Source organism: Xanthomonas sp. AC360 (genome assembly GCF_979258225.1).
In genome coordinates this window covers 202,597-229,439 of record NZ_OZ409846.1, presented here as the reverse complement: position 1 = coordinate 229,439, position 26,843 = coordinate 202,597, and the positions used below count along the sequence as shown (strand labels likewise).

23 protein-coding genes and 2 other RNA genes are annotated in these 26,843 nt (G+C 65.0%); 6 read left to right on the top strand and 19 right to left on the bottom strand.

Annotated features, from left to right (window positions below; genetic code table 11):
* Positions 1–5: 5 nt before the first annotated feature.
* Positions 6–2,774 carry a LuxR C-terminal-related transcriptional regulator gene (locus ACZZ0O_RS00940; RefSeq protein WP_463591964.1) on the bottom strand — a complete coding sequence of 923 codons (2,769 nt, stop codon included), beginning with the start codon at positions 2,772–2,774 and terminating at the stop codon, positions 6–8.
* 739 nt (positions 2,775–3,513) lie between these two features.
* Complete coding sequence (hemL, locus tag ACZZ0O_RS00935) at positions 3,514–4,803, bottom strand: glutamate-1-semialdehyde 2,1-aminomutase (RefSeq protein WP_055848541.1); 1,290 nt, start codon at positions 4,801–4,803, stop codon at positions 3,514–3,516.
* A 305-nt stretch (positions 4,804–5,108) separates the two neighbouring features.
* Between hemL and ACZZ0O_RS00930 the strand changes: the two genes are divergently transcribed.
* Complete coding sequence (locus ACZZ0O_RS00930) at positions 5,109–8,291, top strand: outer membrane beta-barrel protein (RefSeq protein WP_463591963.1); 3,183 nt, start codon at positions 5,109–5,111, stop codon at positions 8,289–8,291.
* A gap of 4 nt (positions 8,292–8,295) precedes the next feature.
* On the opposite strand, the gene ACZZ0O_RS00925 is transcribed toward ACZZ0O_RS00930, so the two are convergent.
* Positions 8,296–8,370, bottom strand: a non-coding RNA gene (locus ACZZ0O_RS00925) — sX9 sRNA.
* 1,302 nt (positions 8,371–9,672) lie between these two features.
* Complete coding sequence (gene thiE, locus ACZZ0O_RS00920; protein ID WP_463591962.1) at positions 9,673–10,296, bottom strand: thiamine phosphate synthase; 624 nt, start codon at positions 10,294–10,296, stop codon at positions 9,673–9,675.
* 51 nt (positions 10,297–10,347) lie between these two features.
* Here thiE and ACZZ0O_RS00915 point away from each other — a divergent pair, with 51 nt between their 5' ends.
* Both ACZZ0O_RS00915 and ACZZ0O_RS00910 read left to right on the top strand, forming a co-directional pair.
* Positions 10,348–10,560 carry a rubredoxin gene (locus tag ACZZ0O_RS00915; RefSeq protein ID WP_372365861.1) on the top strand — a complete coding sequence of 71 codons (213 nt, stop codon included), beginning with the start codon at positions 10,348–10,350 and terminating at the stop codon, positions 10,558–10,560.
* Between the two features lie 213 nt (positions 10,561–10,773).
* The gene (locus ACZZ0O_RS00910) at positions 10,774–11,229 is read left to right on the top strand and encodes a hypothetical protein (RefSeq protein WP_463591961.1); all 456 of its coding nucleotides are present in this window, start codon (positions 10,774–10,776) and stop codon (positions 11,227–11,229) included.
* A 29-nt stretch (positions 11,230–11,258) separates the two neighbouring features.
* Here ACZZ0O_RS00910 and ACZZ0O_RS00905 read toward each other — a convergent pair whose 3' ends face one another.
* From ACZZ0O_RS00905 to ACZZ0O_RS00870, 8 genes are all read right to left on the bottom strand, one after another.
* On the bottom strand, positions 11,259–12,140 hold the full coding sequence (locus tag ACZZ0O_RS00905) for a SirB1 family protein (RefSeq protein ID WP_055848554.1): 882 nt from the start codon (positions 12,138–12,140) through the stop codon (positions 11,259–11,261).
* 40 nt (positions 12,141–12,180) lie between these two features.
* Positions 12,181–12,627, bottom strand: a complete 447-nt coding sequence (locus ACZZ0O_RS00900) for a DUF192 domain-containing protein (protein WP_055848557.1) — start codon at positions 12,625–12,627, stop codon at positions 12,181–12,183.
* A gap of 240 nt (positions 12,628–12,867) precedes the next feature.
* Positions 12,868–13,515 carry a ribose-5-phosphate isomerase RpiA gene (gene rpiA, locus ACZZ0O_RS00895; RefSeq protein ID WP_055848559.1) on the bottom strand — a complete coding sequence of 216 codons (648 nt, stop codon included), beginning with the start codon at positions 13,513–13,515 and terminating at the stop codon, positions 12,868–12,870.
* A gap of 106 nt (positions 13,516–13,621) precedes the next feature.
* Entirely contained in the window at positions 13,622–14,092 is a 471-nt protein-coding gene (locus ACZZ0O_RS00890) for an EVE domain-containing protein (RefSeq protein WP_161961678.1), read from the bottom strand.
* Positions 14,089–14,679 (bottom strand): 5-formyltetrahydrofolate cyclo-ligase, encoded by a 591-nt coding sequence (locus tag ACZZ0O_RS00885; RefSeq protein ID WP_323514656.1) that lies wholly within the window; start codon positions 14,677–14,679, stop codon positions 14,089–14,091. The genes ACZZ0O_RS00890 and ACZZ0O_RS00885 overlap by 4 nt, the downstream gene beginning before the upstream one ends.
* A gap of 840 nt (positions 14,680–15,519) precedes the next feature.
* Positions 15,520–15,703: non-coding RNA, 6S RNA (gene ssrS / locus ACZZ0O_RS00880), on the bottom strand.
* A gap of 96 nt (positions 15,704–15,799) precedes the next feature.
* Positions 15,800–16,099, bottom strand: coding sequence for a cell division protein ZapA (locus ACZZ0O_RS00875; protein WP_055848567.1), 300 nt, complete (start codon positions 16,097–16,099; stop codon positions 15,800–15,802).
* Entirely contained in the window at positions 16,096–16,317 is a 222-nt protein-coding gene (locus ACZZ0O_RS00870) for a TIGR02449 family protein (protein ID WP_055850286.1), read from the bottom strand. The genes ACZZ0O_RS00875 and ACZZ0O_RS00870 overlap by 4 nt, the downstream gene beginning before the upstream one ends.
* A gap of 237 nt (positions 16,318–16,554) precedes the next feature.
* Between ACZZ0O_RS00870 and ACZZ0O_RS00865 the strand changes: the two genes are divergently transcribed.
* From ACZZ0O_RS00865 to ACZZ0O_RS00855, 3 genes are all read left to right on the top strand, one after another.
* Positions 16,555–17,097: a YecA/YgfB family protein gene (locus ACZZ0O_RS00865; protein WP_115513786.1), complete on the top strand. Its 543-nt coding sequence runs from the start codon at positions 16,555–16,557 to the stop codon at positions 17,095–17,097.
* Between the two features lie 13 nt (positions 17,098–17,110).
* Positions 17,111–18,454 carry an aminopeptidase P N-terminal domain-containing protein gene (locus ACZZ0O_RS00860; RefSeq protein WP_463591960.1) on the top strand — a complete coding sequence of 448 codons (1,344 nt, stop codon included), beginning with the start codon at positions 17,111–17,113 and terminating at the stop codon, positions 18,452–18,454.
* Positions 18,455–18,887: 433 nt separating this feature from the next.
* Positions 18,888–19,244 carry a hypothetical protein gene (locus ACZZ0O_RS00855; protein WP_463591959.1) on the top strand — a complete coding sequence of 119 codons (357 nt, stop codon included), beginning with the start codon at positions 18,888–18,890 and terminating at the stop codon, positions 19,242–19,244.
* A gap of 260 nt (positions 19,245–19,504) precedes the next feature.
* Here the strand turns inward: ACZZ0O_RS00855 and pepQ are convergent, their stop codons facing one another.
* From pepQ to rph, 7 genes are all read right to left on the bottom strand, one after another.
* A complete protein-coding gene (gene pepQ, locus ACZZ0O_RS00850; RefSeq protein WP_463591958.1) occupies positions 19,505–20,833 on the bottom strand; it encodes a Xaa-Pro dipeptidase in 1,329 nt (442 codons plus the stop codon).
* Between the two features lie 59 nt (positions 20,834–20,892).
* Positions 20,893–21,240, bottom strand: coding sequence for a PilZ domain-containing protein (locus ACZZ0O_RS00845; RefSeq protein ID WP_055848580.1), 348 nt, complete (start codon positions 21,238–21,240; stop codon positions 20,893–20,895).
* On the bottom strand, positions 21,237–23,585 hold the full coding sequence (locus ACZZ0O_RS00840; protein WP_463592527.1) for a DUF1631 domain-containing protein: 2,349 nt from the start codon (positions 23,583–23,585) through the stop codon (positions 21,237–21,239). The genes ACZZ0O_RS00845 and ACZZ0O_RS00840 overlap by 4 nt, the downstream gene beginning before the upstream one ends.
* Positions 23,586–23,870: 285 nt before the next feature.
* Positions 23,871–25,028, bottom strand: coding sequence for a radical SAM family heme chaperone HemW (gene hemW / locus ACZZ0O_RS00835; RefSeq protein ID WP_115513781.1), 1,158 nt, complete (start codon positions 25,026–25,028; stop codon positions 23,871–23,873).
* A 16-nt stretch (positions 25,029–25,044) separates the two neighbouring features.
* Entirely contained in the window at positions 25,045–25,644 is a 600-nt protein-coding gene (gene rdgB / locus ACZZ0O_RS00830; RefSeq protein WP_055848588.1) for an RdgB/HAM1 family non-canonical purine NTP pyrophosphatase, read from the bottom strand.
* The gene (locus tag ACZZ0O_RS00825) at positions 25,641–26,033 is read right to left on the bottom strand and encodes a VOC family protein (RefSeq protein ID WP_055848592.1); all 393 of its coding nucleotides are present in this window, start codon (positions 26,031–26,033) and stop codon (positions 25,641–25,643) included. The genes rdgB and ACZZ0O_RS00825 overlap by 4 nt, the downstream gene beginning before the upstream one ends.
* Positions 26,030–26,755: a ribonuclease PH gene (gene rph / locus ACZZ0O_RS00820; protein ID WP_055848595.1), complete on the bottom strand. Its 726-nt coding sequence runs from the start codon at positions 26,753–26,755 to the stop codon at positions 26,030–26,032. Before rph ends, ACZZ0O_RS00825 begins: the two co-directional genes overlap by 4 nt.
* Positions 26,756–26,843 lie beyond the last annotated feature (88 nt).

Sequence of the window (26,843 nt, the reverse complement as noted above, 5' to 3'; positions counted from 1 at the left end):
GCCGCTCAGCGCGGCGGCGTATCCGATGCCTGCTGCGTGTCTTCGCCGCGCAACACTCCGCGCTGCAGCGCCTGCGCCAATGCACTTTCGCGGCTGCGCGCGTCGAGCTTGCGGTACAGATTCTTCAGGTGGAATTTGACCGTGTTTTCCGACAAGTGCAGGTGGCGGGCGATCTGCTTGTTGGAGTAACCGCGCGCCAGTTGCGCCAGCACTTCCAGTTCGCGTTCGCTGAACACATCGCTGGCGGGATCCTCGTCACCACTGAGGCGTTCGAGCAGCGCCTGGATGGTCAATGCACGCGTGGTGCCGCCAACCGTTTGCGGGTCGTGTTGTCGCAGCGAGCGCAACATTGCCTTTGCCGGCAATCCAAGCTCCATGATCGCCTGCCAGCTCTGCGTCAGCGCCACGTGGTCCAGCGCACTGTACAAATGCGGCAGGGCAGCGAGCAGTTCGCCGCGCTGCTGCAGCACCAGTGCGATGCGGGCGCGGGTGCGCGCGAGATGGCAGGCGTTATCGCTGCTCAGACAGGCCTGCTCGATCTGGCCGAGAATGGTCAGCGCCGCATGGCTACGCCCGGCCAGGCGATGCCAACGTGCCAACGCAAAGCCCATCGCCGCACGATCACGCCAGCGATGCGCCGAGCGCAGGGTATGCGCCAGCCCGGATTCGCCGCCAGTGCGCGCGATCACCACATCGATTGCAGCGTTGCCGGGGTGCTCCAGCAGCAACATCAAGCGCCATGCCGACGCCAGCTCGGACAGTCGCGCCAGCTTGCGCCCATGCGCGATCTGCTCGACATGCTCAAGCAGCACCAGCGCACTGCGCCCGCTGTGATCACGCACGCGTTCCAGACCCAGCGCGGTGTCGTACGCGGCCGCCAGCACGTCCACGCCGCCGTCGTGCTGCTCCAGCAGTTCCAGCGCCGGATGCAGCAGGTCGGCGGCATCGTCGTGGTGGCCGCGCTCGTAGTGCACTTGCGCGAGCAGACAGTTGCCGGCCGCTTCCAGCACGCGGTCCAGTTGCGGCGTGCGTGCGCACCAGCTCAGCGCTTGCCGATAACAGGCTTCGGCGTCGCCGAGCCGCCCGCGGTAGAAAAAGCTCTGGCCGAGCGAGAGCAACGCCTGACTGGCGCCCAGATCGCTGCCGCCGCGGTGCATCGCATCGCGCGCGGCCAGGGCATAGCGCTCGGCCACGGCAAACCCGCCCTGTGCCAGCGCGGTCGTGGCACAGATGCACAGCAAGGTGCCGCGGCCCAGATGGTCGTCTTCGTCCAATGCGCTCGCCTGCGCGGCAATCTGGGTCAGGCCATGCGGATTGCCGCAGATCTCGTCCAGGCGGTCGCGCAGTAATGCCACCACCACGGTGTAGTCGCGCTGCAGCGGCTCGCGCACGGCGGCCGGGAAATCGCGGAAGCGCTCCAGCAACAGGCGCGCATGACTGAACTCGCCCAGTTTCAGATGCAGATACGCCTGGGTGAGATTCAGTGCAGGCGTGTCGCGGATGCTGCGGTGCTCGAAATGGCGCAGCAACGCGCGTACTTCATGCATGCCGTGGGTCAGCAGTAATTGCCAGGTGCCGGCGCGCGCGATGTAACTGGCAGCCAGGTCGCCGCACTCGCCACGTGCGGCATGGCGCACGGCGTCGGCCAGATGCTGGTGCTCGCCGAACCAGCGCGCCGCGCGCTGATGCAGTTGCACGGCCTGGCCGGGATGGTCGCGATCGAGTAACTGCTGCAGGAAGTCGGCAAACAACGGGTGATAGCGGAACCATTCGCGCTCGCCATCCAGCGGCACCAGCAGGCCATGGAAATGGTCCAGTCGCGCCAACAGCCGGCCGCTGTCGTCGCGTTGGCGCACGGCATCGGCGAGCGCGGCGTTGACGCGATCGAGCAGGCTGGTGCGCAACAGCAGATCGCGCGTGTCGGCATCGAGATCGTTGACGACCTGTTCGGCCAGATACGCGGCAATCTGCGTGCTGCGCCCGGAAAAACGTGCGGCGACTTCCTGCTGACGTTGCGCATTGCCTTCCAGCCACAGTCGCGCCAGATGCAAGGCGACCGGCCAGCCCTCGGTGTAGCGCAACAGTTCGTCGACCACCGGTGCCGGGATGTGCGGTCCCAGCAGTGAGCGCGCTTCGTCGTTGTCCAGCGCCAATTGCGCGCTGCCAAGGCGGCTGAGGTGCGCCTGCAGATCCAGCCGCGCCAGTGGCAACGCCGGCACGCGACGCGTTGCGAGCAACAGATGCAGGCGCCCGCCACTGTGTTCGACCAGGCGCAACACCAGCTCATCGACCGGGCCATTCCCGAGCCGGTCGTAGTCATCGAGGATCACGTTGATCCGTCGCGGTGCGCTGCGCAGCGCGCGGATCAACACGGTGGCCGCATCGCGCGGGTCCTGGTCGCGGTTATGCATCACGCCGGCACACAGCGCTGGATCTGCACCCGCGCCCTGCAGCGCCAACGCGAGATGGCCGAGAAAACGCGCCGCATCTGCATCTTCTTCATCCAGCGACAGCCACGCCACCGCATCGTCGTGCGCGCGTCTGCGTGCATGCCATTGCGCAAGCAAGGTGGTCTTGCCAAACCCCGGCGGGGCCAGCAGCAGCGTGAGTGGCCGCAGCTGCGCCTGATCCAGTGCCGTCAGCAAGACCTCGCGTACTACCGCACCCGGGCGCGGCAATGGCGGTTCCAGCTTGCTGGCAAGCAGCCAATCGGGAAGCGCATGGTCGCGCGATGGCGACGGGCGCGGGGTGAGCAACGCAACAGGCTTGAACATGAGGCGAGGGCGGCCCTGACAAGCGTCAGCAGCGCGCCGGCTCGACACGCTGCACAACCAGAGTGAAACAGCGGCGACGGCCAGCCTGTCACCACAACGGCGACAACGACAGATCGGCTGCTTCGAGGGTCCCCACCCATGCCCGTCCGTGAGCACCTTTCAGAAAGGTATGACAGCCGTAAGACAAAAGCAAAGTGTGCTGGGGCTAACTGCGGTCGCCGTCGCAGGCGACCCTGCAGGCTGTGCGCCGGGTCAAGCACTGTTCGCCCCGTTGGGCTGTTCAGTGCGGAGGGGCGGGAGAGTGGCAGCGCCTATTCATCGCAGCCGACGTGCGTTGGCGGCTCCGCGAGCGCCGGCCGGTCACTCCGATTCGCATCGCCGCGCAGGCGCTGTGGAGGCTTGTCAGTTGCCTCCGGTGCCAATAGGCAACCAGGCAAGTCCGCATAAAACGGCTGAAGCGAACGGGCAGTACAGGCGCACCGCGTGCAGATGCATCGCTTACCGCCCAGGCGCGCTGCCGGGCCTGCAGCGGCGCCTCAACGCTTGCAACTGAGAAGCGAACGGGCAGTACAGACTCACCGCGTGTAGATGCATCGCTTACCGCGCAGGCACTGCCGGGCCTGCAGCGGCTCATCGATGCTTGCAACTGCCCGTGCGGCGTCGATGCCCTGGTCGGTCGCCGGCGTGGGCTTGCCACGGCCGGCGATCACGCTGGCAACGCGTCTCGGCGAAGGCGCGCTTAGCGCGCAACGTCCGCAAACGCCTCGCGTGCCGCCGCAAGCGTGGCGTCGATCACCGCCGCATCGTGCGCGCTGGACATGAAGCCCGCTTCGTACGCCGACGGCGCCAGATACACGCCCCGCTGCAGCATCGCGTGGAAGAAGCGATTGAAGCTGGTGGTGTCGCACGCAATGGCCTGCGCGTAGCTGTCCACGATTTCGTCGGTGAAGAACAGCCCGAACATGCCGCCGACCTGATTGGTGGTGACTGCGATTCCGGCGGCGTGGGCGGCATCTTCCAGGCCTTCGCACAGCGCGCTGGTGGCCTCGCTCAGACGAGCGTGGAAGCCCGGCTCCTGCACCAGCTCCAGCATCGCCAGGCCCGCCGCCATCGCAACCGGGTTGCCCGACAAGGTGCCGGCCTGATAGATCGGCCCGGCCGGCGCGATCTGCTCCATCAGGTCGCGACGGCCGCCATACGCACCCACCGGCATGCCGCCGCCGATGATCTTGCCGAAGGTGGTCAGGTCCGGCGTCACCCCGTACAGCGCCTGCGCGCCCCCCAGTGCGACGCGGAAGCCGGTCATCACTTCGTCGAAGATCAGCAGCGCGCCATGCCGCGTGCACAGCGTGCGCAGATGCTGCAGGTAGCCGGCCAGCGGCGGAATGCAGTTGGCGTTGCCCACCACCGGTTCGATGATCACTGCTGCCACGTCGGCGCCGATCTCGTCGAACAGCGCGGTGGCGCCTTCGAAGTCGTTGAAGCTGAGCGTGGCGGTCAGCTCGCTCAAGCCCGCCGGCACGCCTGGCGAGGTGGGCACGCCCAAGGTCAGCATGCCGCTGCCGGCCTTGACCAGGAACGAGTCGCCGTGGCCGTGATAGCAGCCTTCGAACTTGATGATGCGATTGCGCCCGGTGGCGCCGCGCGCCAGCCGCACCGCCGACAGCGTGGCTTCGGTGCCGGAGTTGACCATGCGCACCATCTCGCACGACGGCACTAGCCGGGTGATGGTTTCGGCCATGGTCACCTCGGCCGCGCACGGCGCACCGAACGACAGCCCATCGCGGATCGCCCGTTCCACCGCGTCGCGCACGGCAGGGTGGTTGTGGCCGGCGATCATCGGGCCCCACGAGCCCACGTAATCGATGTAGCGATTGTCGTCGACGTCATAGAGATACGGGCCATCGGCGCGCGCCACGAAGAACGGCTCGCCGCCGACCGACTTGAACGCCCGCACGGGTGAATTGACGCCCCCGGGCAACAGGGTCTGCGCCTGGGCGAACAGGGCGTGGGAGCGGGTGTGATTCATGCGCGCAGATCCTTGAGGAATACCGATGGGGGCATCGACGCCCGGCAACGGGCATCGCGTCCGCCATTGTCAGGCCTGCGGCCTCGCGCGCCTACCCGGCAGAGGCCCGCCTACCCGTCGGAGCCGCCGGGTAGGGGAACTTGGCTGCCTATGATCGAACGCGACGGTATCGACAGTTTGGGTATGAGCTGATGGCGTGCGGTCATTGGCGCCCCGCTGCCGATGTTCAGAAAGTGTGATTGCGGTGGCCGTTGGCCCCGTTCATTTAGCCGCGTTGCCGGCAGTTTCCATCTTGGGGAGAACGCATGAACCGTAGTATCCAGAAGCGTGCTTTGGCGTTGGCGCTGGTTGTGGCCATCGGCAGTGCACACGCGCAGTCGACCACCGGCAGCATCGTCGGCAGCGTGGGGCAGGGCAATGGCACCAGTGTGGTGGTGGAAAACAACAGCGGCCTCAGTCGCGAAGTGCCGGTGGATGCGCGCGGCCGCTACACCGCCGGCAACCTGCCGCTGGGTACCTACAAGGTGACGGTCAAGCGCGAGGGCGCGGTGGTGGAAACCCGCGAGAACGTCAGCATCACCGTCGGCGCCAACACCGATGTGTCGTTTGCCGCCGCCAACGCCGCGGGGAGCGGCGTGCAGACCATGGACAGTGTCACCGTCACCGCCGCCGGCCTGACCACCATCGACGTCAGCAGCGTAGACACGCGCACCGTGATCACCGCCGAACAGCTGCAGCAACTGCCGCTGGGCCGCACTGCCGAAGCGATCGCGCTGCTGGCACCGGGGGTGGTGGTCAACAGCGGTGGCTTCGACAACGGCCCGCTCGGTGGTTCGCTGCCCAGCTTCGGCGGCTCGGCCGCCAGCGAAAACGCGTATTACCTCAACGGCTTCAACACCACCACCATCAGCAACAACCTGGGTGGTCTGACCCTGCCGTATGGCGCCATCGACCAGCAGGAAATCTTCACCGGCGGCTACGGCGCGCAATACGGCCGCGCCAATGGTGGCGTGATCAACCAGATCGGCAAGCGCGGCACCAACGAATGGAAGTTCGGCGCAGCGGTCATCTGGGAGCCGAACGGCTTGCGCGCCAATCAGCGCGATATCTACTGGCGCCCGGACAGCCAGGGCAGCACCGTCAACAACGCCGCTTACCGCTACGCGCGAGCAGCCAACGGCCTGTACCAGCCGGCCAGCGAGGCCGAAGCCAACCAGACCACCTACAGCGCCTACGTCGGCGGGCCGATCATCCAGGACAAATTGTTCTTCTTCCTGGCCGCCGAGCAGGTGGATTCGGACGGCGTGCGCGTGGGCACCAATCGTGACACCGACAACGGCCGCACCGGCGGCCTCACCGACTACGATTACAAGCAAAAGCGCTGGTACGCCAAGGTGGACTGGAACATCACCGACAACCACCTGATCGAGGTGACCGGTGCCAGCGACAAGGCAGAGACCAACGGCTCGATCTATCGCTACAACTATGTCGACCGCCAGCGCGGCAGCTATTTCACCGACGAATCCACCTGGAAAACCGGCCCCACGCTGTTCACCGGCAAGTACACCGGCTACCTCGGCGACAACCTCACCGTGACCGCGCTGTACGGCAAGATGACAACGCCCGACGAACTGACCCCGTTCAACTACGACGCGGCTGGTGGCCCTGTCATCAACAGCGCCGCACTGCAGAATCCGGCGTATACCGGCGGCACCCCGCGCATCGGCAATCAGCTGGTGACCTCGGTCAGTTCGCCCGACCGCGAGTACAAAAAAGACAATCAGCGCCTGAATCTGGAATGGCGTCTCGGCCACCACACGCTCAACTTCGGTATCGACAACCAGAAGTCCGAAGGCATCGATGTCGGCTCGGTGCTGTCCGGCCCCGGCTTTGCGTGGACCTACGGCCAGACCAACGATCCCAACGGACTGGCCACCGGCGGATTGGTCAGCCAGTCGGCCAACGAAGCCGGCGGCATCGGCGCACCAAGCCCCGGCCTGGTCGACCCGGTCAACGGCTCCAGCGGCTATTACGCGGTGCGCAACATCAACACCAGCCTGTACTCGTACGAGGCCAAGCAACGCGCGTATTACATCGAAGACAAGTGGCAGGTCACCGACAACCTGCTGTTGAGCATCGGCCTGCGCAAGGACGAGTTCACCAACTACACCCCGTTCGGCGACCCCTATATCGAAGTGGACAATGCCTGGGCGCCGCGATTGGGCTTCAGCTGGGACGTCAACGGCGATTCCAGCCTGAAGGTGTTCGGTAACCTCGGCCGTTATTACCTCGGTCTGCCGCTGTCGGCGGTGAGCCTGTTCACCCCGGCCACCACCACCGACACTTACTTCACCTACAGCGGCATCAATGCCGATGGCACGCCGGTGCTGGCGCAGCAACTGGGTTCTGCGGTGTCGGCCAACTCGCGTTTCGGCCGCATTGCCGATGTGCGCACTGCGGTGGCCAAGGACATCGAAGGCGAGAATCAGGACGAGGTCATCCTCGGTTTTACCAAGCAACTCGAAAGTGGCTGGGTGCTGGGCGTGCGCGGCACGCATCGTCGTCTCAATGCCGGCATCGACGACCAGAACTACGACGTCTCCAACACGGCGCTGATCAACGCGGCGGCGGCGCAAGGCGTCACCATCGACTTCTCGCAAGTTGCCGGTGCATCGCTGATCAATCCGGGCCAGACCAATACCTGGGGCGTGATCGGCACCGACGGCCAGTTCCACGAAGTATCGGTGAGCCGCGAGGCGGCGGGCTTCCCGAAGTTCAAGCGCAACTATTCGGCGGTGGAATTCAACTTGGAGCGTCCGTTCGACGGTCAGTGGTACGCGAAGGTCAACTACGTGTGGTCGCATAGCTACGGCACCACCGAAGGCCAGGTGCGTTCGGACCTGTGGCGCACCGGCGGCGCGTTGGGCAGTTACCAGGGCCAGGCCTCGGTGTCGACCACGCAGAGCTGGGACCATGCGGCGTTGATGGAGCACTTCAACGGCGATCAATCCAACGATCACCGTCATCAGCTCAAGTTGTTCGGCTTCTATCAGTTCAATCCGCAGTGGGGCGCTTCGGCTAATTTCAGCCTGATCTCCGGCGCGCCGCATAACTGCCTGGGCAACTACTACGGCACCGAGTACAGCGGCCGCGATCCGGCCGGCTACGGCGGCAGTGCGATCACGGGCGGGCCGTACCACTACTGCTACAACCCGGAAACCGGTACCGGCAGTGCATCGCCCCCCGGTTCGCAGGGCCGCCTGGGCTGGATCGCCCAGCTCGACATGGGCGTGACCTACAAGCCGGCGTTCGCCGACGGCAAGCTGGCGCTGCGCTTCGATGTGTTCAACATCACCAACGAGCAGACCGCAACCAACATCTACCCGTTCTCGCAATTGCCCGACAACACCACCAACCCGCTGTGGAACCAGGTGGTGGCTTACCAGGCACCGCGCTCGGGCCGGGTGACATTGAGCTACGACTTCTAAGCGCAGCTAGAAAACGTAGCGAGCAGTTGCCAGGCGGGTGTGGACGGCGCACTCAGAAGCGGGTGTACGCGCAGTACATACCGCTCCGAGTACCGGCTGCACCCGCCTGGTAGCGACGCAGTAGCGTTGTTAGCGGCTCGTAGCGATAGCTTCGAAGAACTGTGTTCTGGCAGCGACGCGGTTTGTACGCGTCGCTGTTTTTCGTTGGGGCGATAGGGAGTTCAGTGGGTTCGATCTTCCGGGCTGACTAGCGACTCGCCGCAGCAGCTCGACACGGTCTGCACAACAATTAGCTTTCCAACCCGTCACCGATCAACTGCACGGTGTGGTGTATTCGGCGCTTGCGGAACCCTGTGGCGGTATGGATGCGGCTACGGAGACTCCATGGATGCAGCACTGCGTGTCCAGTAAGCGGCGAGGCGCCGCGCGCTCGACTTGCTGCATTGTTGATTCGGCGATGGATTGCATCTGAATGACGCACGATGCGAAGTGCGATTGTCTTGGCAGTGCGTGGTTTGGTTGCGCAGAGAGATCAATGGTAGAGCGATACATCTGCGGCTTGGCTGCAGGGTCCTTGCCCGCCCGCCCTCGCGGGACACGCCGCAAGTACGTCCTTGTAGGCTCTTTGGCGGCATCCATGCCGCCAAAGGTCCCGCGAGGGCGGGCGGGCAAGGACCTGCCGAGAGGGTCGGTGTGCGTGGTGCGAGCGGTGCACTGCGTTGCTATGCGTATGCGATGGGTGCCAGCTTCAGGCCTCTCTGCGCCAGCGTCTGTTGAATGCGATGACGATGTGACCCACAGGGGGCAGCCGGCGCGACGTTTTGCAATCAGCTTTTTATCCAGGCACCGACCTTCGTCCTGGCGAGGGCACCGTGTCCTCGATCCTGCGGTATTACCCCGACATTCGATCGCATCCAGACAAAGCGACGCTTGGACATCGCGGTCTTACGCATATTCCCGACCCTAGCTTCTGTCTGGAATGGCGAGGGCGCCGTGCCCTCGACACTACGCTGTTGCGCTGGCATTCGATGGCACCGAGACAAAGCCACGCTCCGGCATTGCGGTCTTACGCATATTCCAGAACTTAGCTTCGGTCTGGAATGGCGAGGGCAGCGTGCCCTCGACACTGCGGTGTTGTGCTGGCATTCGATCGCCTCCAGACAAAGCGACGCTTGGGCATCGCGGTCTTACGCATATTCCAGACCTTAGCTTCTGTCTGGAATGGCGAGGGCAGCGTGCCCTCGACACTGCGGTGTTGCGCTGTCATTCGATCGCCTCCAGACAAAGCAACGCTTCGCAAGCGCCGTCGCCCGCGTGTTCCAGACGTTCTTCTGTCTGGAGTGGCGCGGGCCGCCCGTAACGCTGTCATCCGCCAGCGACGCTATTGCGCAAACCCGGCCCGATACGCCTGCAATGCAGCAACTGGGTCGGGTGCGGCATAGATGCCGCTGACCACGGCAATCAACTCGGCGCCTGCAGCGACCAGCTCACCGACCTGCGGCGGCGCGATCCCGCCGATGGCCACCCGCGGCACGCCGAGGTTGGCCGCCTGTTGCAGCAGCGCGGGCGTGGCGCGACGGGTCGTCTGTTTGGTGGTGGTGGGGAAAAACGCGCCGAACGCGACGTAGCTGGCGCCTGCGGCGGCCGCGACACGCGCGCGATCGATCTCGTCGTAGCACGACACCCCGATGATTGCCCGCGCTCCCAGCAGCACGCGTGCCGCCGCCACATCGCCATCGTCTTCGCCCAGGTGCACGCCGTTTGCGCCGACTTGCGCTGCCAGCTGCGCATCGTCGTTGATGATCAGCGGCACACCTTGGGCGGCGCAGGCCTCGCGCAGGGCGCTGGCCTGCTGCAGCCGTAGCGCCGCGTCCGCCTGCTTGTTGCGGTACTGCAGCCAGGTGATGCCCGACAACAGCGGTGCGGTACGCGCAAGCAGGCGCTGCGTATCGGCGTCATCGGGGGTGATCAGGTAGACGCCGCGGGCGTCTTGCAGCTGGGGCATGGCAGCGCTTCCGAAAGCGGTAGGTGGGATGGGACAATGCAGGTCCCACCGTTGCGTGACCGCGATTATCCAATGAGCGACACATCCACCACCACCTACCGCACCTGGATGTGCGTCGTCTGCGGATTTCTCTATCACGAGGCCGACGGCATCCCGGAAGAAGGCATCGCCCCCGGCACCGCCTGGCAAGACGTGCCAGACACCTGGACCTGCCCGGACTGCGGCGTGACCAAGGACGACTTCGAGATGGTGGAGATCGATTGAAGAGACGCTGACAGAGAAATCTTATTGATCTTATCTTTGGAGACTAATGGAAGGATCTCGCTGGATAAGAGCTGTGCGGAATTGGAAATCCGAATTTCACAAGAGTAGCCTCGCTGGGTAGCCAGCAGTCGCTGCAATAACCTCCGTTGCTTTTCGGCTGGTACCTGTGCTGGGCAAGGTTCCGAAATCGCTTCAATACTAAAAAGGATTTTTATGTTGAAGATATCGCCGCGGACGATGTTCTTGGCCTTGGCCCTTGCAGCTCCATTCGGGGCGATTGCGTCCACGGCCGACCAACCGTCCCTGATTCAGGGCTTGGGTGAGCGGTTGCCGGCGGGTAAGGCGAATCTGAGCCTGTCACCGCGCTTCAAAGCCTATGTTTTCGAAAAGGCTGGGCTTAAATTTCTTCAGATCAACGCGCTGAATGACGATGTGCTGGCGGTGCTATCGCTTGTGCCAGGCGCAGCATCCCGACTGCCCATAGCAACGAGTGCGCAAGACGCCACTCTGCAATCGAATGGAACGCTGACAGCCCAGGCAAACTGTCCTTGCCATGCGCACATGGTTTACAGTGATGCCAATTATAATAATATCGTTATATATGGCGCGAATGGCGAGTATATAACCGCGTATCAGCTGCCACGGTCGGCTCAGGGCAAGCCCGACTAGTGGGTGGGGCTGTTTCCCGACGGCAACAGTCAGTGCGAGCGAGCGCGCTGGCTGTTCAATTCCACCAGATGCTCGTGCAAGTTTGCAGCATCCTGCGCGCTGGGGTTGAGCAGCAGATAACGCGTCAGGTCATGCCGCGCGCCGTTGCGGTGGCCCAGGTGCAGGTAGGCCATGCCGCGGTCGCGCAGCGCTTCGGGTTGGTCGGGCACCAGCTTCAGGATGCGGTCGGCGCTGCGTGCGGCGCGGTCCCAATGTTCGGCATCGGCGTAGACGCCGTGCAGATTGCGCAGGATGCGGATCAGGATCGCCCGGTGCGGGGCGGGGTCGAGAATCTGCGCCAGTGCGCGGTCGTCGGGAATTTCGCCACCCAGGTGCGGGCGCGCGCGTTCGCGTAGCTCGTCCACGCCCAACGGGCGACCGCCATTGAACGGGTCCATCACCAGTACGCCGTCGTCCACCGGCAGCCGCACCAGGAAATGTCCCGGGAACGACACGCCCGCCAACGGGATGCCCAGACGCCGGGCCACTTCGATCTGCACCATCGCCAGCGAGATCGGATTGCCCAGCCGGCGCTCGAATACCTGGTTCAGATAGCTGTTGCGCGGGTCGTAGTACTCGTCGTGATTGCCCGAGTAGCCCAGCTCATCGAACAGGTAGCGATTGACCGCGGCCATCTTCAACGGCCACAGATCGATCGCATCCACTTCGCGGCGCAGATGCTCGACGTGGCTCTGCACCAGCGTGTCGTATAGCTCGGCGTCCAGCTGCGGATACTCGTCGCGCGCGATCAGCAGCGCGGTGGACATCAACGGCACCGCATCGTCGTCCAGGCTGGCGAGCGCGGTCCAATGGGGAAGTGGGAGCATGTCGACCATGCCGACAAGAGTGTCGGCAAGCGGCGCGGGGTTCAAGTCCGGTACTTCCTGACAGGAGACACCGCATCGCTGTGAATCACTTCAGCTTGGGAATATCCGCACTGAAACCAAGTTCCGCCCCGTCCTGCAGGTTGAGCTTGGCCGCCTGGCCGGCATTGAGCTCCAGCACATAGCGGGCCGGCGCCTTGCTGGGATAAGGCGGGCAGGCATCGCCGGCCGAACAGGGCGGCACATTGCGCTGCTGCGACACCAGCCGGCGCTGGTCGTCGAAATACAGGATGTCCAGCGCGATCTTGGTGTTCTTCATCCAGTACGCCATCGGCTCCTGGCGGTCGTGGATGAACAGCATGCCGCGATCTTCATCCATGGCATCGCGGAACATCAGCCCCTTGGTGCGGTCGGCATCGTTCTGCGCCAGCTCCACCTGATAGCGCGTGCCGGCCAGTTCCACCCAGGGACCGCTGCTGGCGCAGCCGCCGAGCAGGATCAGACACGCAAGAACGAGGAAGCGGACAGGGCGCATGCGGCATACCGACGGGGCGAGGGATGGCGCACCTTCTGCCATGCACCGGCGTGCGTCAAGCCGGTGCATGGGTATGTGTGTGTTGGTCGCGCACGCGTCGAGATCGATTTGGCGGTTGATCTGCGGCTTGGCTGCTGCGCCGCTGCCCGCCTACCGTCACGGGACACGCGGTGAATCCATCCAGGAAGGCGCGTAGGCGGAGAGGGTCCCGCGACGGTGGGTGGGCAACGGCCAGTCGCGTTAGAGCACGCGCGGCGGCTCGCCGCCGACGATCACCACATCGGCCGGGCGGCGCGCGAACAAACCCACGCAGACCACACCGGGAATCTGGTTCAAGCTGCGCTCCAGCGCCACCGGGTCGGTGATCTGCAGGTTATGCACGTCCAGCACCACGTTGCCGTTGTCGGTGACCACGCCATCGCGCCACACCGGCTGGCCGCCGGTCATTGCCAGGATCTGGCGGGCGACCAGGCTGCGCGCCATCGGAATCACTTCCACCGGCAGTGGAAACGTACCCAGCACCGGCACCTGCTTGCTCGGGTCCACGATGCAGATGAAGCGTTCGCTGGCTTCGGCAATGATCTTCTCGCGCGTCAGCGCCGCACCGCCGCCCTTGATCAGGCAGCGGTTCGGGTCGCACTCGTCGGCGCCGTCCACATACAGCGACAGCGTGCCGGTGTGGTTGAGATCCAGCACCTCGATGCCGTGCTGGCGCAGGCGCGCGGTGCTTTGTTCGGAGCTGGACACTGCCCCCTTGATGCGATGGCCGATACGCCCCAGCGCATCGATGAAGTAGGCCACCGTCGAACCGGTGCCGACACCGACGATCATGCCGTCTTCCACGTAATCGATTGCCTTCTCGGCGGCCAGGCGTTTTGCTTCGGACATGTTTGGGCTCGGGATTGGGAAATCGGGAATCGGGAATCGGGAATCGCAAGAGCGGCTGGGCTGGGCCGGGATTTGCAACTCGCAAATCCCGAATCCCTACTCCCGGCTACTCCATCGCCAGCAACAATTTCCATTGCGCGGCGGTCACCGGCAGGATCGATAGGCGGTTGCCGCGCGCAATCAGCGGGAAGCCTTCGCCCAGCGCATCTGCGTGCTGCTTGATCTCGTCCAGCGAAATCGTGCGTTTGAGTTTGCGCTCGAACGCCACGTCCACCAGCATCCAGCGCGGGTCTTCGCGGCTGGCCTTGGGGTCGTGGTAATCGGACGTGGGGTCGAACTGGGTGTCGTCCGGGTACGCCGCGCTCGCCACCTTGGCGATGCCGACGATGCCGGGCACCTTGCAGTTGGAGTGATAAAAAAACACGCCATCGCCGACCTGCATGCCGTCGCGCATGAAATTGCGCGCCTGGTAATTGCGTACGCCGTTCCACGGCTCGGTACCGACGCGCTCCAGATCATCGATGGAAAACGTGTCCGGCTCGGACTTCATCAACCAATAGCGCTTGCGGGCAGTCATACAGAGAGGGTGTCGTCTTTCAGGAAAGTGGCGTGTTCGGTACAGATGGCATCCATCGCCACGTCCCAGGATTCGGTCGGCAACGCAGGTACCTGTTGCGCAGCGAAGCCGACGCCGACCAGCCAGGGCGGTGGCGCCTGGCGATGCCGGAACGCGAAGCTGCGATCATACCAGCCACCTCCCATGCCCAGCCGCCGACACGCGGCGTCGAAACCGGTGAGCGGGGTCACTACCAGCGCCATCTCTTCAGGTGCAAGCAGCTCGGTGCGCTCCACGTCCGGCTCGGGAATGCCGTAGCGATTGCTGACCAGGCCCTGGCCCGGCCGCCACGGCGCAAAGCGCAGCACGCGGCCGTCCAGCACCGGCAGGCAATAGCGCACCTGCGCCGGCAAGCTCAGTTGCCAGCGATGCAAGGCGATCTCGCCATCCATCGCCCAATACCCGGCCACCGCGCCGGTCTGCGGCGCAAACGGCAGTGCCAGCAATTGCTCGGCCAGTGCATCGGCAGCGGCCAAGCGCTGCGTGGCCGGCAGGCTGCGCCGCTGCGCGCGTAGCTGCTGGCGCAACGCCTCTCGGTCCTCGGTCATTGGGGTCTCGCGGCGGTGAGGGAGGCACATTGTCGGTGGCAGGCGTCCACCTGCCTAGCGGTGTGTCCGAAAGGGCGTGCTGGCAGTCCGTCGGGTTTCACGCAAGCCGATCTCTTTGGCGGTGTCGTCGTGCGGATCACTCTCATGCCATGCCACCTGATTGCATCGCGTGCGCGACATCATGCGCGGGTGGTCATACACGCGGTCGCGCCATCGGCACGTGGCGTGCTCGCAGGAGCGCGTGCCGCGAGAGGTGGGACGGCTGCGCGCGGCAAGGATCTGGCTTCGTCACTGGAAGAGCAGGCGCTGCGGATCCACCAACTGGGCTTTATTGGAAATTGAACCGACGAAAGGAGATGAGTTCAGGCGCGGCCAGGCCTAAGTGCAGCGGTGCAAGGCGCACACATCGCATGCGGTGCCGATTCGGTGGTGTTGGGTTCGGGTTCGCGTACCTGCGATCCCAGCACGGAGTCAGTGGGCAGTGGCATGGTCGCGGCATCCGGCGATGCGTCGCACCAGTGCGGTGTCAATCGGCGTACGGTGCCGATTCGGTGGTGTTGGGTGTGGATTCGCGCATCGACGATCCCAGCACGGAGTCGGTGGGCAGTGGCATGGTCGCGGCAACCCGGCGACGCGTCGCACCAGTGCGGTGTCAATCGGCGTAAACGCGCCAAGGCATACCTGCGCGAGCGCAGATAGCGTGCGAACGCACATCGCAGCACTGCCGCAAGGTCATGCTCACGCCTCAGCTGCAAGCGGTGGATGCACAAATGGATGCACAAACAGACAGGCGTCGAACGCACAAAAAGAAACGACGCCCGAAGGCGCCGTTTCAGATTTGCATTCTCCGCCGTGACGATGCGGGCGAAACGACCTTGAACCCGGGGTTCAAGTGGGGACGTTGTGAGGCCATCGGGCTTCCCGCTACAAGGCGGACTTGCACACCCGGCTTCGTCGCGCCCCCATGGTCGTAATTAAGGGACAAGGCGAATGTTTTGCACGCTGTCGTTTACAGCAGAGAACGCAAACGAATTATAGACCTCTGTTGCGCGATGGCTAGCCCATTCGTCGGCGCGCGCCCTGCAAAGTTCATCTTTGCGACGACACTGCGACGCAGGCCTCAACGCGGCGTGTCGGCAACACTGTCCAGACGACGATTCAAGGTGTCGAGCGTGTTGGCCAGTTCGCGATCGTAGAGCGCCTGCTGATCGCGCACCTGCTGCAGTTCGTGCGCAAGATTGAGTGCGGCCAGCACCGCGACGCGATCCACCGCCGCCATACGGTTGCTACCGCGAATCTCGCGCATGCGCAGATCCAGCAGCCGCGCTGCGGCGGTGAGACTCTCGCGCTCTTCTGCGGTCACGCCAACCGTGTATTCACGATCCAGAATACGCACGCTGACCGGCTCGGTGGTACTCACGTGTGCTGCTCCAATGACTTCAACCGTACGATCATGGCTTCCACCCGTGAACGGGCCTGCTCGTTCTTGGTCAGCAGCTGCGAGCGCTCGCCGATCAGCTGTTCCTGTTGGTGCCGCAGGCTGCGGTTTTCGTCGGTCAGCCGTTGAGTTCGCTCGACCAGCGCCTCCACGCGGGCGGCAAGTGCGCGGAGTTGAGCGAGGGCGGCAGCGTTATCCATGCGCTCACGATAGGGGCGCGTGCGCGCGGCGGTCAAGCGCCGGACGACCGGTGGCTTACGTGCCGTCAGGCCAAGCCCGCCAAGGCCTTGGGCCAGATCGCGCCAGTTCGGCGTAGCGCGCGTGGAACGCTGCATGGAACGTCGCGGTAGCAGCCGATACGGGGTGCCTTGATACACTGGGAAGTCTGATCGCCCGCGCATGCGTGGGCGCCTTCTGCCTTTAGCCTGGATGAGTCGATGGATCTGCCTGACGTAACCGCTGTGCAAACTGAAAGTCGTCAGCTCGCGCTGGCGTCCTCTGCGGCGGAGTTGCATGGCGGGCTATGTGGATGGCTGTCCGGCGGTGGTGCCGACAGCGGCGACTGGCTGGCGCGCATCCTGGCCGACACCGCGCAGGTGTCGCCCAAACAGGGTGGCGCGCTGGATCAGATGCGCCAGGTCACGGTGGCGCAGCTGGAAGATCGCGATTTCGCGTTCGAGCTGCTGCTGGTCGAAGACGGCGCCCCGCTGCCGGCGCGTACCGATGCCTTGTTCGACTGGTGCCGCGCGTTTCTGGGTGGTTTCGGGCTGGCCGCGCAGCAGCGCCCGGCGCTGAGCGAAGAGGGCGAGGAAGCGTTGCAGGATCTGGCGCGTCTGGCGCAGGCCTCCAGCGACGACTTCGATGCCGGCGAAGAAGACGACACCGCGCTGGCCGAGATCGAAGAGTTCGTGCGCGTGGCAGTGCTGTTGCTGCATGGCGACTGCGTGATGGGGCCGCGTTTCCGTCAACGCTTGAACTGATCGCCGCACCGATATGAAAAAGCTCACCGGGATCGGCGCGGCCGAATACGCGCGCCGGCGCAAGCAGCTCATGCAGATGGCCGGCGAGCAGGCCATCCTGATCCTGCCGGCTGCGCCCGAGCGCATCCGCAGCCACGACACCCATTATCCGTACCGGCAGGATTCGGACTTCTTGTATCTGAGCGGGTTTCCCGAGCCGGAAGCAGTGCTGGTGCTGGTACCCGGGCGCAAGCATGGCGAAGCGATCCTGTTCTGCCGCGAACGCGATGCCGAGCGCGAAGCCTGGGATGGCCCACGCGAGGGTCAGGAAGGAGCGGTGGAACGCTACGGCATGGACGATGCGTACCCCATCGACGACGTGGACGAGATCCTGCCGGGTCTGCTCGAGGGCCGCACCCGGGTCTATTATCACTTCGGGCGCGATGTCGATTTCGATCTCAAGTTGATCGGCTGGCTCAAGCGGGTGCGCGAGCAGGTGCGTCATGGCGCGCAGCCGCCGCACGAATTTCTGGAGCTTGGCCATCTGCTGCACGAGCAGCGCCTGTTCAAATCGCGCGACGAAATCGCCTTGATGCAGCAGGCGGCCGACATCAGCGTGCGTGCACACCGTGCGGCGATGCGGCTGGCGCGCCCGGGTGTGCACGAGTACGAACTGCAGGCCGAGGTGGAGCGCGAATTCCGCGCTGCCGATGCATGGCCGGCGTACGGCAGCATCGTCGGCACCGGCAGCAACGCGTGTGTGCTGCATTACCGCGCCAACAATGCGCGCAGCCGCGAAGGCGAGCTGGTGCTGATCGATGCCGGTGCCGAATACCGCGGTTATGCAGCCGATATCACCCGGACCTTTCCGGTCAACGGCCGCTTCACGCCCGCGCAGCGCGCGCTGCACGCGTTGGTCGGCGCGGCGCAGGCGGCTGCGCTCGCACAGGCGCGTCCCGGCGTGGCGTACGAGGCCGGCCATCTGGCTGCGGTGGAGACGTTGACCGAGGGGCTGCTGCGCCTGGGCCTGCTCAAGGGCAAGTTGGAGCGCAACATTGCCGAGGAGCAGTACAAACGGTTCTATCGGCACAAGACCGGGCATTGGCTGGGCTTGGATGTGCACGACGTCGGCGATTACCGCTTGGCCGGCGACTCGCGCCTGCTGGAGCCCGGCATGGTGTTCACCATCGAGCCGGGGCTGTACGTCTCGGCCGACGATACCAGCGTGGATGCCAAGTGGCGCGGCATCGGCATCCGCACCGAAGACAATGTGCTGATCACCGCCGATGGCCATCGCGTGCTTACCGATGCGCTGGCGCGCAGCGCCGATGAGATCGAAGCGGAGATGGCTGCGGGCGTCGCTTGCGGGCCGGGCTGAGCGAACGTGCCAGCGCACCACGACATCGCGGCAGTGAGCGCGTGTGCTGGACAGCCACGGAACGGATGACCGGATGCGATGAGCCACCTGTGAACCTGCGCGCGGGATGCGCTGTGTCTGCCGTCTAAGCGTGCTACAGGGTGTTGCACTGCACCTGGACCGATGGATGACCAGATTGTCGTACTGATCTGCGTATCCGGACGGTACGGTCGTGGCTGTGCCGCAGATGCCTGCGCTGAGGTATGACCGGAGTGCTTCCTTGTCATGGACTGCCGATTCGGTGACGCGGCAAGCGAAGCGTTTTGGTAGGCAACCTGCATGCGTCTGGCTATGTTTCTCCCGAGGACGAAAAAACGAAAGTCTTCAACGCAGCGTCGGGGTCTTCTGCGCATCGACGCCACGACCGATTAACCTATTATCAAAGGTCCTGACCATGAAATCTGCTTTTTTCGCGTCGCTGGTGCAGCGCCATGTGCTTTGCATCGCTGCAATGGCAGCGTCCACCGTATTAGGTGTAGCCCCCGCAATGGCGGTGGATATCCACCCAAACAGAGTTCGCCTGGATTTGACTGATGCGATCGTACCCGATAGATCAGTACGTTCCGATAATTTTAGTTTCCAGCCATATTTTGCGAAGGCCTATTATAAAGCGGCCCTTGCTGAATGTCGGAACACCTATGGTTTCGTCCGGACGGTGAAACTGGTCAACGCCGTAGAGTCATCCCCCTCAACACTGGGGCCTAATATGGGTAGCCGCAGTAATGTGAAAAGCACTTGGGCTTGCCGTTAATGAACATCCAACTGCGACACCTTGTCGGCAGAGAGGGTGTCGCGGTTAAAGGCGCTGCGGTCAGCTGAGCACGCAAGCGCGTGTGCTCAGCTGGAAGCGGCCAGGCGTGCGTGCGCCACGCTACTGGAGACAACTCCTCGACGTTGCGCGAAGATCCGGCCAGCACGATAGGCGCACTCGCGGTGCGCCAGCGCTTTGCACCGATACGCTCGATGTATGCCTGGCGGTGGCCCACAGTCACATCGCGTGTGCAGGGGCACTCAGGTGGAGACGGCGAAGACCGGACGGGTCAGATTCTCCGGCTCGCTGTCAGTGCACACCACTTCGTCTTCGATGCGAATGCCGCCGTAGGACTTGAACTGCTCCACGCGCTGCCAGTCGACGCTGGCGGCGTGGCCGTTCTTTTTCACTTCGTCCAGCAGCATGTCGATGAAGTACACGCCGGGTTCGATGGTCACCACCATGCCGGGTTCCAGGACGCGGGTCAGACGCAGAGCCGGATGGCCTGCCGGGCGTTCGATGCGGCCGCCGCGGTCGCTGGCGGCGAAGCCGGCCACATCGTGCACCTGCAGGCCGATCAGATGGCCCAGGCCGTGCGGGAAGAACGCGGCGCTGACGCCGGTGGCCAGTGCGGCTTCGGCCGACACGGTGAGGATGCCGAAATCCTTGAGGATGCCCATCAGGGCCAGATGCGCGTCCACATGCAGTTGCTTGTAATCCACCCCGGCACGCACGCTCTGGCCCATGCGCACCTGTGCGGCATCGACGGCGTCGATCAGCGCCTGAAACTCGCTGCCGGGGTCGGCAGCGTAGGTACGGGTGATGTCGCTTGCGTAACCGTCTGCGGAGGCACCGGCGTCGATCAGAAAGCTGCGCAGCGGTTGCGGCGCGTGTTGGCCCAGCTCGGTGTAATGCAGCACTGCGCCATGTTCGTTGAGCGCGATGATGTTGCCGTACGGCAGTGTGTTGGCGTCCTGGCCCACTGCTGCGCAGTAGGCCATGTGGATGCCGAATTCGCTCTGGCCAGCGCGAAACGCCGCTTCGGCCGCGCGATGCCCACGCACCGCCAGTTGCTGGGCGATGCGCATCAGCGCCAGTTCGTACGGCGTCTTGAAGGCGCGCTGATAGTCCAGGTAATCGATGACCGGCTGCGGGTTGTTCGGCACATAGGCGCCCAATGCGCTCTGCGCTTCACCGAGGATGGCGCAGCGTGCGCTGCGCGCGGGCAGCAGCTTCAAGGCCTCGTCCGGGGTGCGGATGATGTGGATGTCGCAATGCTCCACCCACCAGCCGCTGGGGGCGTCGGGCACCACGTGCCAGTAGTCGAACGGCTGATAGAAAAGCACCGTCGGGCGCTGGCCCGGGGTGTAGATCAGCCAGCTGTTGGGGATGCGCGTCAGCGGCACCCAGGTCTTGAACTGCGGGTTCACCGCGAACGGGTAATCGCGGTCGTCGAACAGCTGGTAGTGCGTGGTGCCGCTGGGCACCACCAGGTGATCAAAGCCGCCGCGCTGCAGCGCTTCATCCGCGCGCGCGCTGAGCGTGCGTAGGTGGTCGGAATACAGGCGGCTCATGGAAGGCTGGGTCATGCGGAACTCGGTCGCGATGCAAGGCAGGGCGCAAGTTTGCCGCAAAGCCTGTGAATCGGTCAGCCGACCATGTGTTCTTCGGCGATCCAGGCGCGCAGACGCAGGCGATGCGGCTCGGACATGCTCAAAAAACGAAAGCCGGCCCAGGCCTGACCGGGGGCATGTGCGGCTTCGGACCAGAGCAGATGCACGCCGACATCGATTTCGGTGGCGCGGCCGATGCGCTCGGGCAGGCTGAAACGCAGCTGATACAGCGCGTCGTCGTGCAATGGAACCGAGGCCAGCAGCAGCATGCCGGTTTCGGAGACATTGCCGACCCGGCCGATCTGCGCGTCGCTGAGCATGTCGACGACCGGCACCATGTCGCTGGGCTGGCGGCGCGGGGCGCGGCGGGTGTCCTGGATCATGCGGAGGCCTCGGTGGGGGAGTGGCCAGCCAGACTGCGTAGCGTGCGCACGGTGGCATGCCAGGCGCGATCGATCAGCCGCGATTTTTCTTCCACCAGCAAGCGTGCCTGGCCGCTGGCCATCAGCCGCGCCAGACCATCCAGCGATTGCTCGCCGAGCTTTTGCCCGCGCTGATTGACGAACAGCGCGTTGCCGGTCATCGGGCTGTACCAGGACAGGCGCTGCCGACGCAGGTCGCCTTGTTGATTGATCACAAATTCGAACCAGGTGCCGAAAGGCAGGCTGCCCAGCTGCACGTAGCAGGCTTCCTCGTCCGGCGTTCGCGGCGTGATGGCCGGCTTGCGCGCGGAGGTGTCGCCCTGGTCGCCCAGCCGCGCGCGCGCCTTGAGTTTGGCGGTGAGCTCGGTGCGCGAGGTGAGCGCATCGTCGCCACCGGGCGTGGACAGGCGCCGCGCGATCGCAGCCGCTTCGTCGTGGTGATAGCCGACCTGCAGCAACGCGGTTTCGACGTCGGTGCCCAGCGCAATGTCGGTCGGCAAGCCCTTGCTGCGGCAGGTGACTTCGGCGATGCGCGCGGTCAGGGCCTGGCGCTCGTCCCATTCGGGCGATTGCTCGCCTTGCCGCAGCAGGGTGAGCGTGAGGACGTCCGACCACGCCTGGCGCAGCAGCGATTGCACGAAGCGCGGCGGCGCGCTGTCTTCGCAGAGTTGCTCGATGCGCGCCTGCGCCTGCTGCTTGGCCGATTCAAGCCGTTCCTTGCCGCGTGCGGCATCTACATGCCGGCGTTCGGCCACTTCGGCTTTGCGCGCCAGGTTGCGCAGATGCGTCTGGATATCGTCGTTGGCGGTTGCAAACACCGCCTCGTCGCCCTGGTAGTTGTTGACGATTGTGTCGACTGCGCTGCCCAGCTTGTGCAACAGCTGCGGGTCGACGTCGTCGTCCCCTAACCACACCGCACCGGACTCGGCCACGGTATTGAGCAACTCGCGCACCGGGTGCTGATCGCGCACGAAGAAATGCGTGTCGGCCAACGCGGCGCGCACCACCGGCACCTGCAGCTTGGCGAGCAGGGCCTGCGCGGGCGTGTGCTCGCGCACTTCGCGTTGCATCTGCGCGTAGAGCAGACCGAGCAGATCGAAGGTGTCGTTGTCCTGCGGCGACAGTGCGGCATCCGCGCCGTGCTCGGCGCGTAACAGTGCCAGCACCTGACGCTGCACCGCATCGATGCCGGACGCCTGCGACGCTGCAGCCGGCTGCGCGCCCAGCGCGCCTTGCAGGCTGGCCAGCGCCTCGCCGAGCGCGGCCTTGGGCACGCTGACCGGGGCAGGACCGGAGGGCTGCGCAGCGGGCTGTGCAGAGGGCTGTACAGACGGTTGTGCAGCGGCGGCCTGCACCAGGCTGCCCGGCGCGCCGCGCTGATGCATGCCAGCGCTGGCTGCTGCCTGCGACTGGCGGGCCGAGGACATCAGGCTGTCCAGCGCGTGTGCGGCGTCGTCCAGCGCGGGTGAGGTCGCTTGCGCGGTTGTTGCTGCGGGGGGCGCACTCGCGGACGTACCGTGCGGATCCAGCAGCGCGCTCTGCCATGCGGTTGGCGCGGATTGGCCGGCCCATGCGGTGGCCGGGCGCGCGCCGGGTTGCGCGGCGCCGGGCGTGCCGGAGGTTGCAGCGTTCCTGGGCGCGCCTGCGCTGTCCGGCAAGGTGCGACGTGTCTGCACCTGCGTGGGTCTGACCAGATACGGGTGGTAGATCAGCCCCGGCAGAATGCCTTCCTGCGCCAGCGTGGCGTTGGCGCTCTCGTACAGGTCGCCCAAGCGGTCCATCACCTGGTGCTCGAACACCTTGTACAGCGCCAGTTGACCATCCAGGTTGAGGCCCAGCAGCTGGCCGCACTCGCGCAGGATCCGGCAGAGCGCGTAGGGGCCAAGCGGCAAGGCATCCAGCTCGAACTCCGGCACCGCGCCGATCACCGCCAGCCGCTGCGCCAGCAATTGCAGCGCATCGGCACGGCGTGCCGTTTCGCGGCGGGCGATCTCGTTGAGCACGATATCGCGGTCGATATCGGTGTCTTCCACCAGGGTCAGCATCTGCGGCTGGGCCGTTGTCTCGGCGGGCGGCACCAGCGTGGGGCGTTCGCGCAGCAGGGCCAGATCCTGCGCGAGGTGCTGCAGGAACAGCTGCGGGAATTGGTCGATGTGATCGCGTAGCCCACGCATCTGCGCGTAGGTATCGGCCTGAATCTGGCTGTTGCGCGCATGTTCGGCCCGGTGCAGCAGTTCGCGCTCCAGCTCGACGATGGTCAAGCGCAGTGAGCCGTTGAGCGCCTGCACGCAGTGCGCATGCAGCATGCCCAGCAGGCGACGGCCGCGCGCGGACACGGGAGCCTCGGCGATCGGGCCGCTGAGTGTGGTCTGCAGGGAAGAAACGGGCGTGGACATCCGGGAGGGTGGGCTCGATGCGAAGCGTGAGCTATGTAGCATGTTTTCCCACTGCCCTGCGACACTGTGGGCGCTGGCAGTCGATGCGTCGCTGTCTGTGCGTGTGCGTCGGCAGGAGCGTGCGCTGACAGCTGCAGCGTTGCCAGCCGTCGTATCAGCGTGTTGCCGACAACGCCTGCAGGGCGGCGTGCGCGGTCAGCTCAGGAACAGTTCGACCACATCGTTGGTAAAGCGGCGGCCCAGTTCGGTGGGCACCACACGTCCGTGCTGCTCGATCAACCACCCCTGTGCCACCGCACGCGCCACCGGCGCAGCGATGGCCGCGGCAGCCAGACCAGTCGATGCCTCGAAATCGCTCAGGCGAAACCCTTCGTGCAGCCGCAACAGATTGAGCATGTATTCGAACGGCAAGCGCTCGCGCGGCACGACTTCATCGCCGCCGATCGACGCTGCGGTGCCGGCACTGGCCAGATAGGTTTGCGGGTGCTTGTGCTTCCAGCGACGCAGCACGTGCTGCTCGGCGCCGGAACTGATCTTGCCGTGCGCGCCGGCACCGATGCCCAGGTAATCGCCAAAGCGCCAGTAATTGAGGTTATGCGCGCACTGCCGCCCGGGTTTGGCGTAGGCGCTGACTTCGTACTGCGCGTAGCCGGCGTCGGCGAGCAACGCTTGGCAATGTTCCTGGATATCCCAGGCCGCATCGTCGTCGGGAATGCCCTTGGGCGGCCGTGCGAAGAATACCGTGTTCGGTTCCAGCGTGAGCTGGTAGTGCGACATGTGGGTGGGCTGCAGCGCAAAGGCGCGCTCAAGATCGTGCTCGGCCTGCAGCAGCGTCTGCTCGGGCAACGCATACATCAAGTCGATGTTGAAATTGTCGTAGCCGGCATCCTGCGCCAGCTTGATCGCGCGCTCGGCGTCGGCGCTGTCATGGATGCGACCCAGCCGCTGCAATGCCACATCATCGAAGGTCTGCACCCCGAAGCTCAGCCGGTTCACGCCGGCCGCGCGGTAGTGCTCGAAGCGGCCGTGTTCGGCCGTGCCCGGGTTGGTTTCCAGGGTGATTTCAAGGTTCGGCGCAAACCGCAGCCGCGCCGCTGCGGCCTGCAAAAAGCGGTCGATCGCCTCGGCCGGAAACAGGCTGGGCGTACCGCCACCGAAGAACACCGAATGCACCACGCGTCCCCATACCAGCGGCAGATCCGCATCCAGGTCGCGGATCAATGCATCCACATAGTCCTCGAACGGCAATACGCCCTTGGCCGCATGCGAATTGAAGTCGCAATACGGGCATTTGCGTACGCACCAGGGCAGGTGCACGTAGAGCGAGAGCGGGGGCGGGATCAGGTCGGGCACTGCGTCAGATCGTCCGTTACAGCGCGAGCGCGTGCAATTTGTGCTGCAGCGTGGCCAGCGCCACTGCGCGGTGGCTCAGGCGGTTCTTCAGCTCGCTGTCCATTTCCGCTGCGGTCAGGCCGTACACCGGGTCCAGGAACACCGGGTTGTAACCAAAGCCGCCATCGCCGCGCGGTTGCGTGGTGATCACGCCTTCCCAGCTGCCTTCGGCGATCAACGGTTGCGGATCTTCCGGGTGACGCAGCAGCACGATCACCGCGTAAAAACGCGCGCTGCGGCGTTCGGCGGGCACATCGCGCATGGCATCGAGCAACTTGGCGTTGTTGGCCTGCGCATTGGTCGGGCTGCCGGCATAGCGCGCGCTGTACAAACCGGGCGCACCGCCAAGCGCATCGACGATCAGGCCGGAGTCATCGGCCAGCGCGGGCAGGCCGGTGACGGCGCTGGCATGGCGTGCCTTGATCAGCGCGTTCTCGACGAAGGTCAGGCCGGTTTCCGGCACGTCCTCCACTCCGAGTTCGCCTTGCGCGACGATGCGCAGCGGCAATGCGGCCAGCATCGCGCGCAGTTCTTCCAGCTTGCCGGCGTTGCCGCTGGCCAGGACCAGTTGTTTCATTGCTTGGGCTCCAGCAAATCCCACTTGGTGCCGTACAGATCGCGGAACACCACGACCGTGCCGTACGGTTCTTCGCGCGGGGTTTCCAGAAATTCCACGCCAAACGCCTGCATCGCCGCGTGGTCGCGCCAGAAGTCGTCGGTGTAGAGAAAATGATCCACCCGCCCACCGGTCTGGTCGCCGATGCGCGCCTGCTGCGCGGCGTCGGCCGGCTGCGCAAGCAGCAAGCCGGCGTCCTGCGCGCTGCCCGGGCCGATCACCACCCAGCGTTTGCCGTCGCCCAACGCGCGATCTTCCAGCACCTGGAAGCCCAGCGCGCCGGTGTACCAGGCAATGGCCGCATCGTAATCGGCGACCAGCAGCGTGGTCAGGGCAATGCGCCGGCTCATCCGGCCAGTGCAGCGCGTTGCAGTGCGAACAGTTCGCCCATGCCCTTTTCGGCCAGGGCGAGCAGCGCATTGAGTTCTTCGCGGCGGAACGCGTGGCCTTCAGCGGTGCCCTGCAGCTCGATGAAGCCGCCGCCATCGTTCATCACCACATTCATGTCGGTGTCGCAGTCGCTGTCTTCCGGGTAATCCAGATCCAGCACCGGCTCGCCGCGATAGATGCCCACCGACACCGCAGCGACGGCGCCGATCAACGGATGCTTCTTGATGTCGCCGCGCTTGAGCAGCAGGTTCACCGCATCGGCCAGCGCCACGTAGGCGCCGGTGATCGCCGCGGTGCGGGTGCCGCCGTCGGCCTGCAGTACATCGCAGTCCAGGGTGATGGTGCGCTCGCCCAGTGCGTTGCGATCCACGCAGGCGCGCAAGGCGCGGCCGATCAGTCGCTGAATTTCCAGCGTGCGCCCGCCCTGCTTGCCGCGTGCGGCTTCGCGGTCGGAGCGGGTGTGGGTGGAGCGCGGCAACATGCCGTATTCGGCGGTGACCCAGCCTTCGCCCTTGCCGCGCAGGAAGTTCGGCACGCGGTTTTCCACGCTGGCGGTGCACAGCACGCGGGTGTCGCCGAAGCTCACCAGCACCGAACCTTCGGCATGGCGGGTGAAGGAGCGTTCGATGCGCACCGGGCGCAGCTGATCGGCCATGCGGCCACTGGGACGGGAAAAGGTCATGCGATGAGTCCGGAAGTCGGGAGGTGGGTCTTGGCGCCAATGCACGGCGGGCAGCAGCCGGCCGGTGTGGGCGGCTAGGGTACCATTC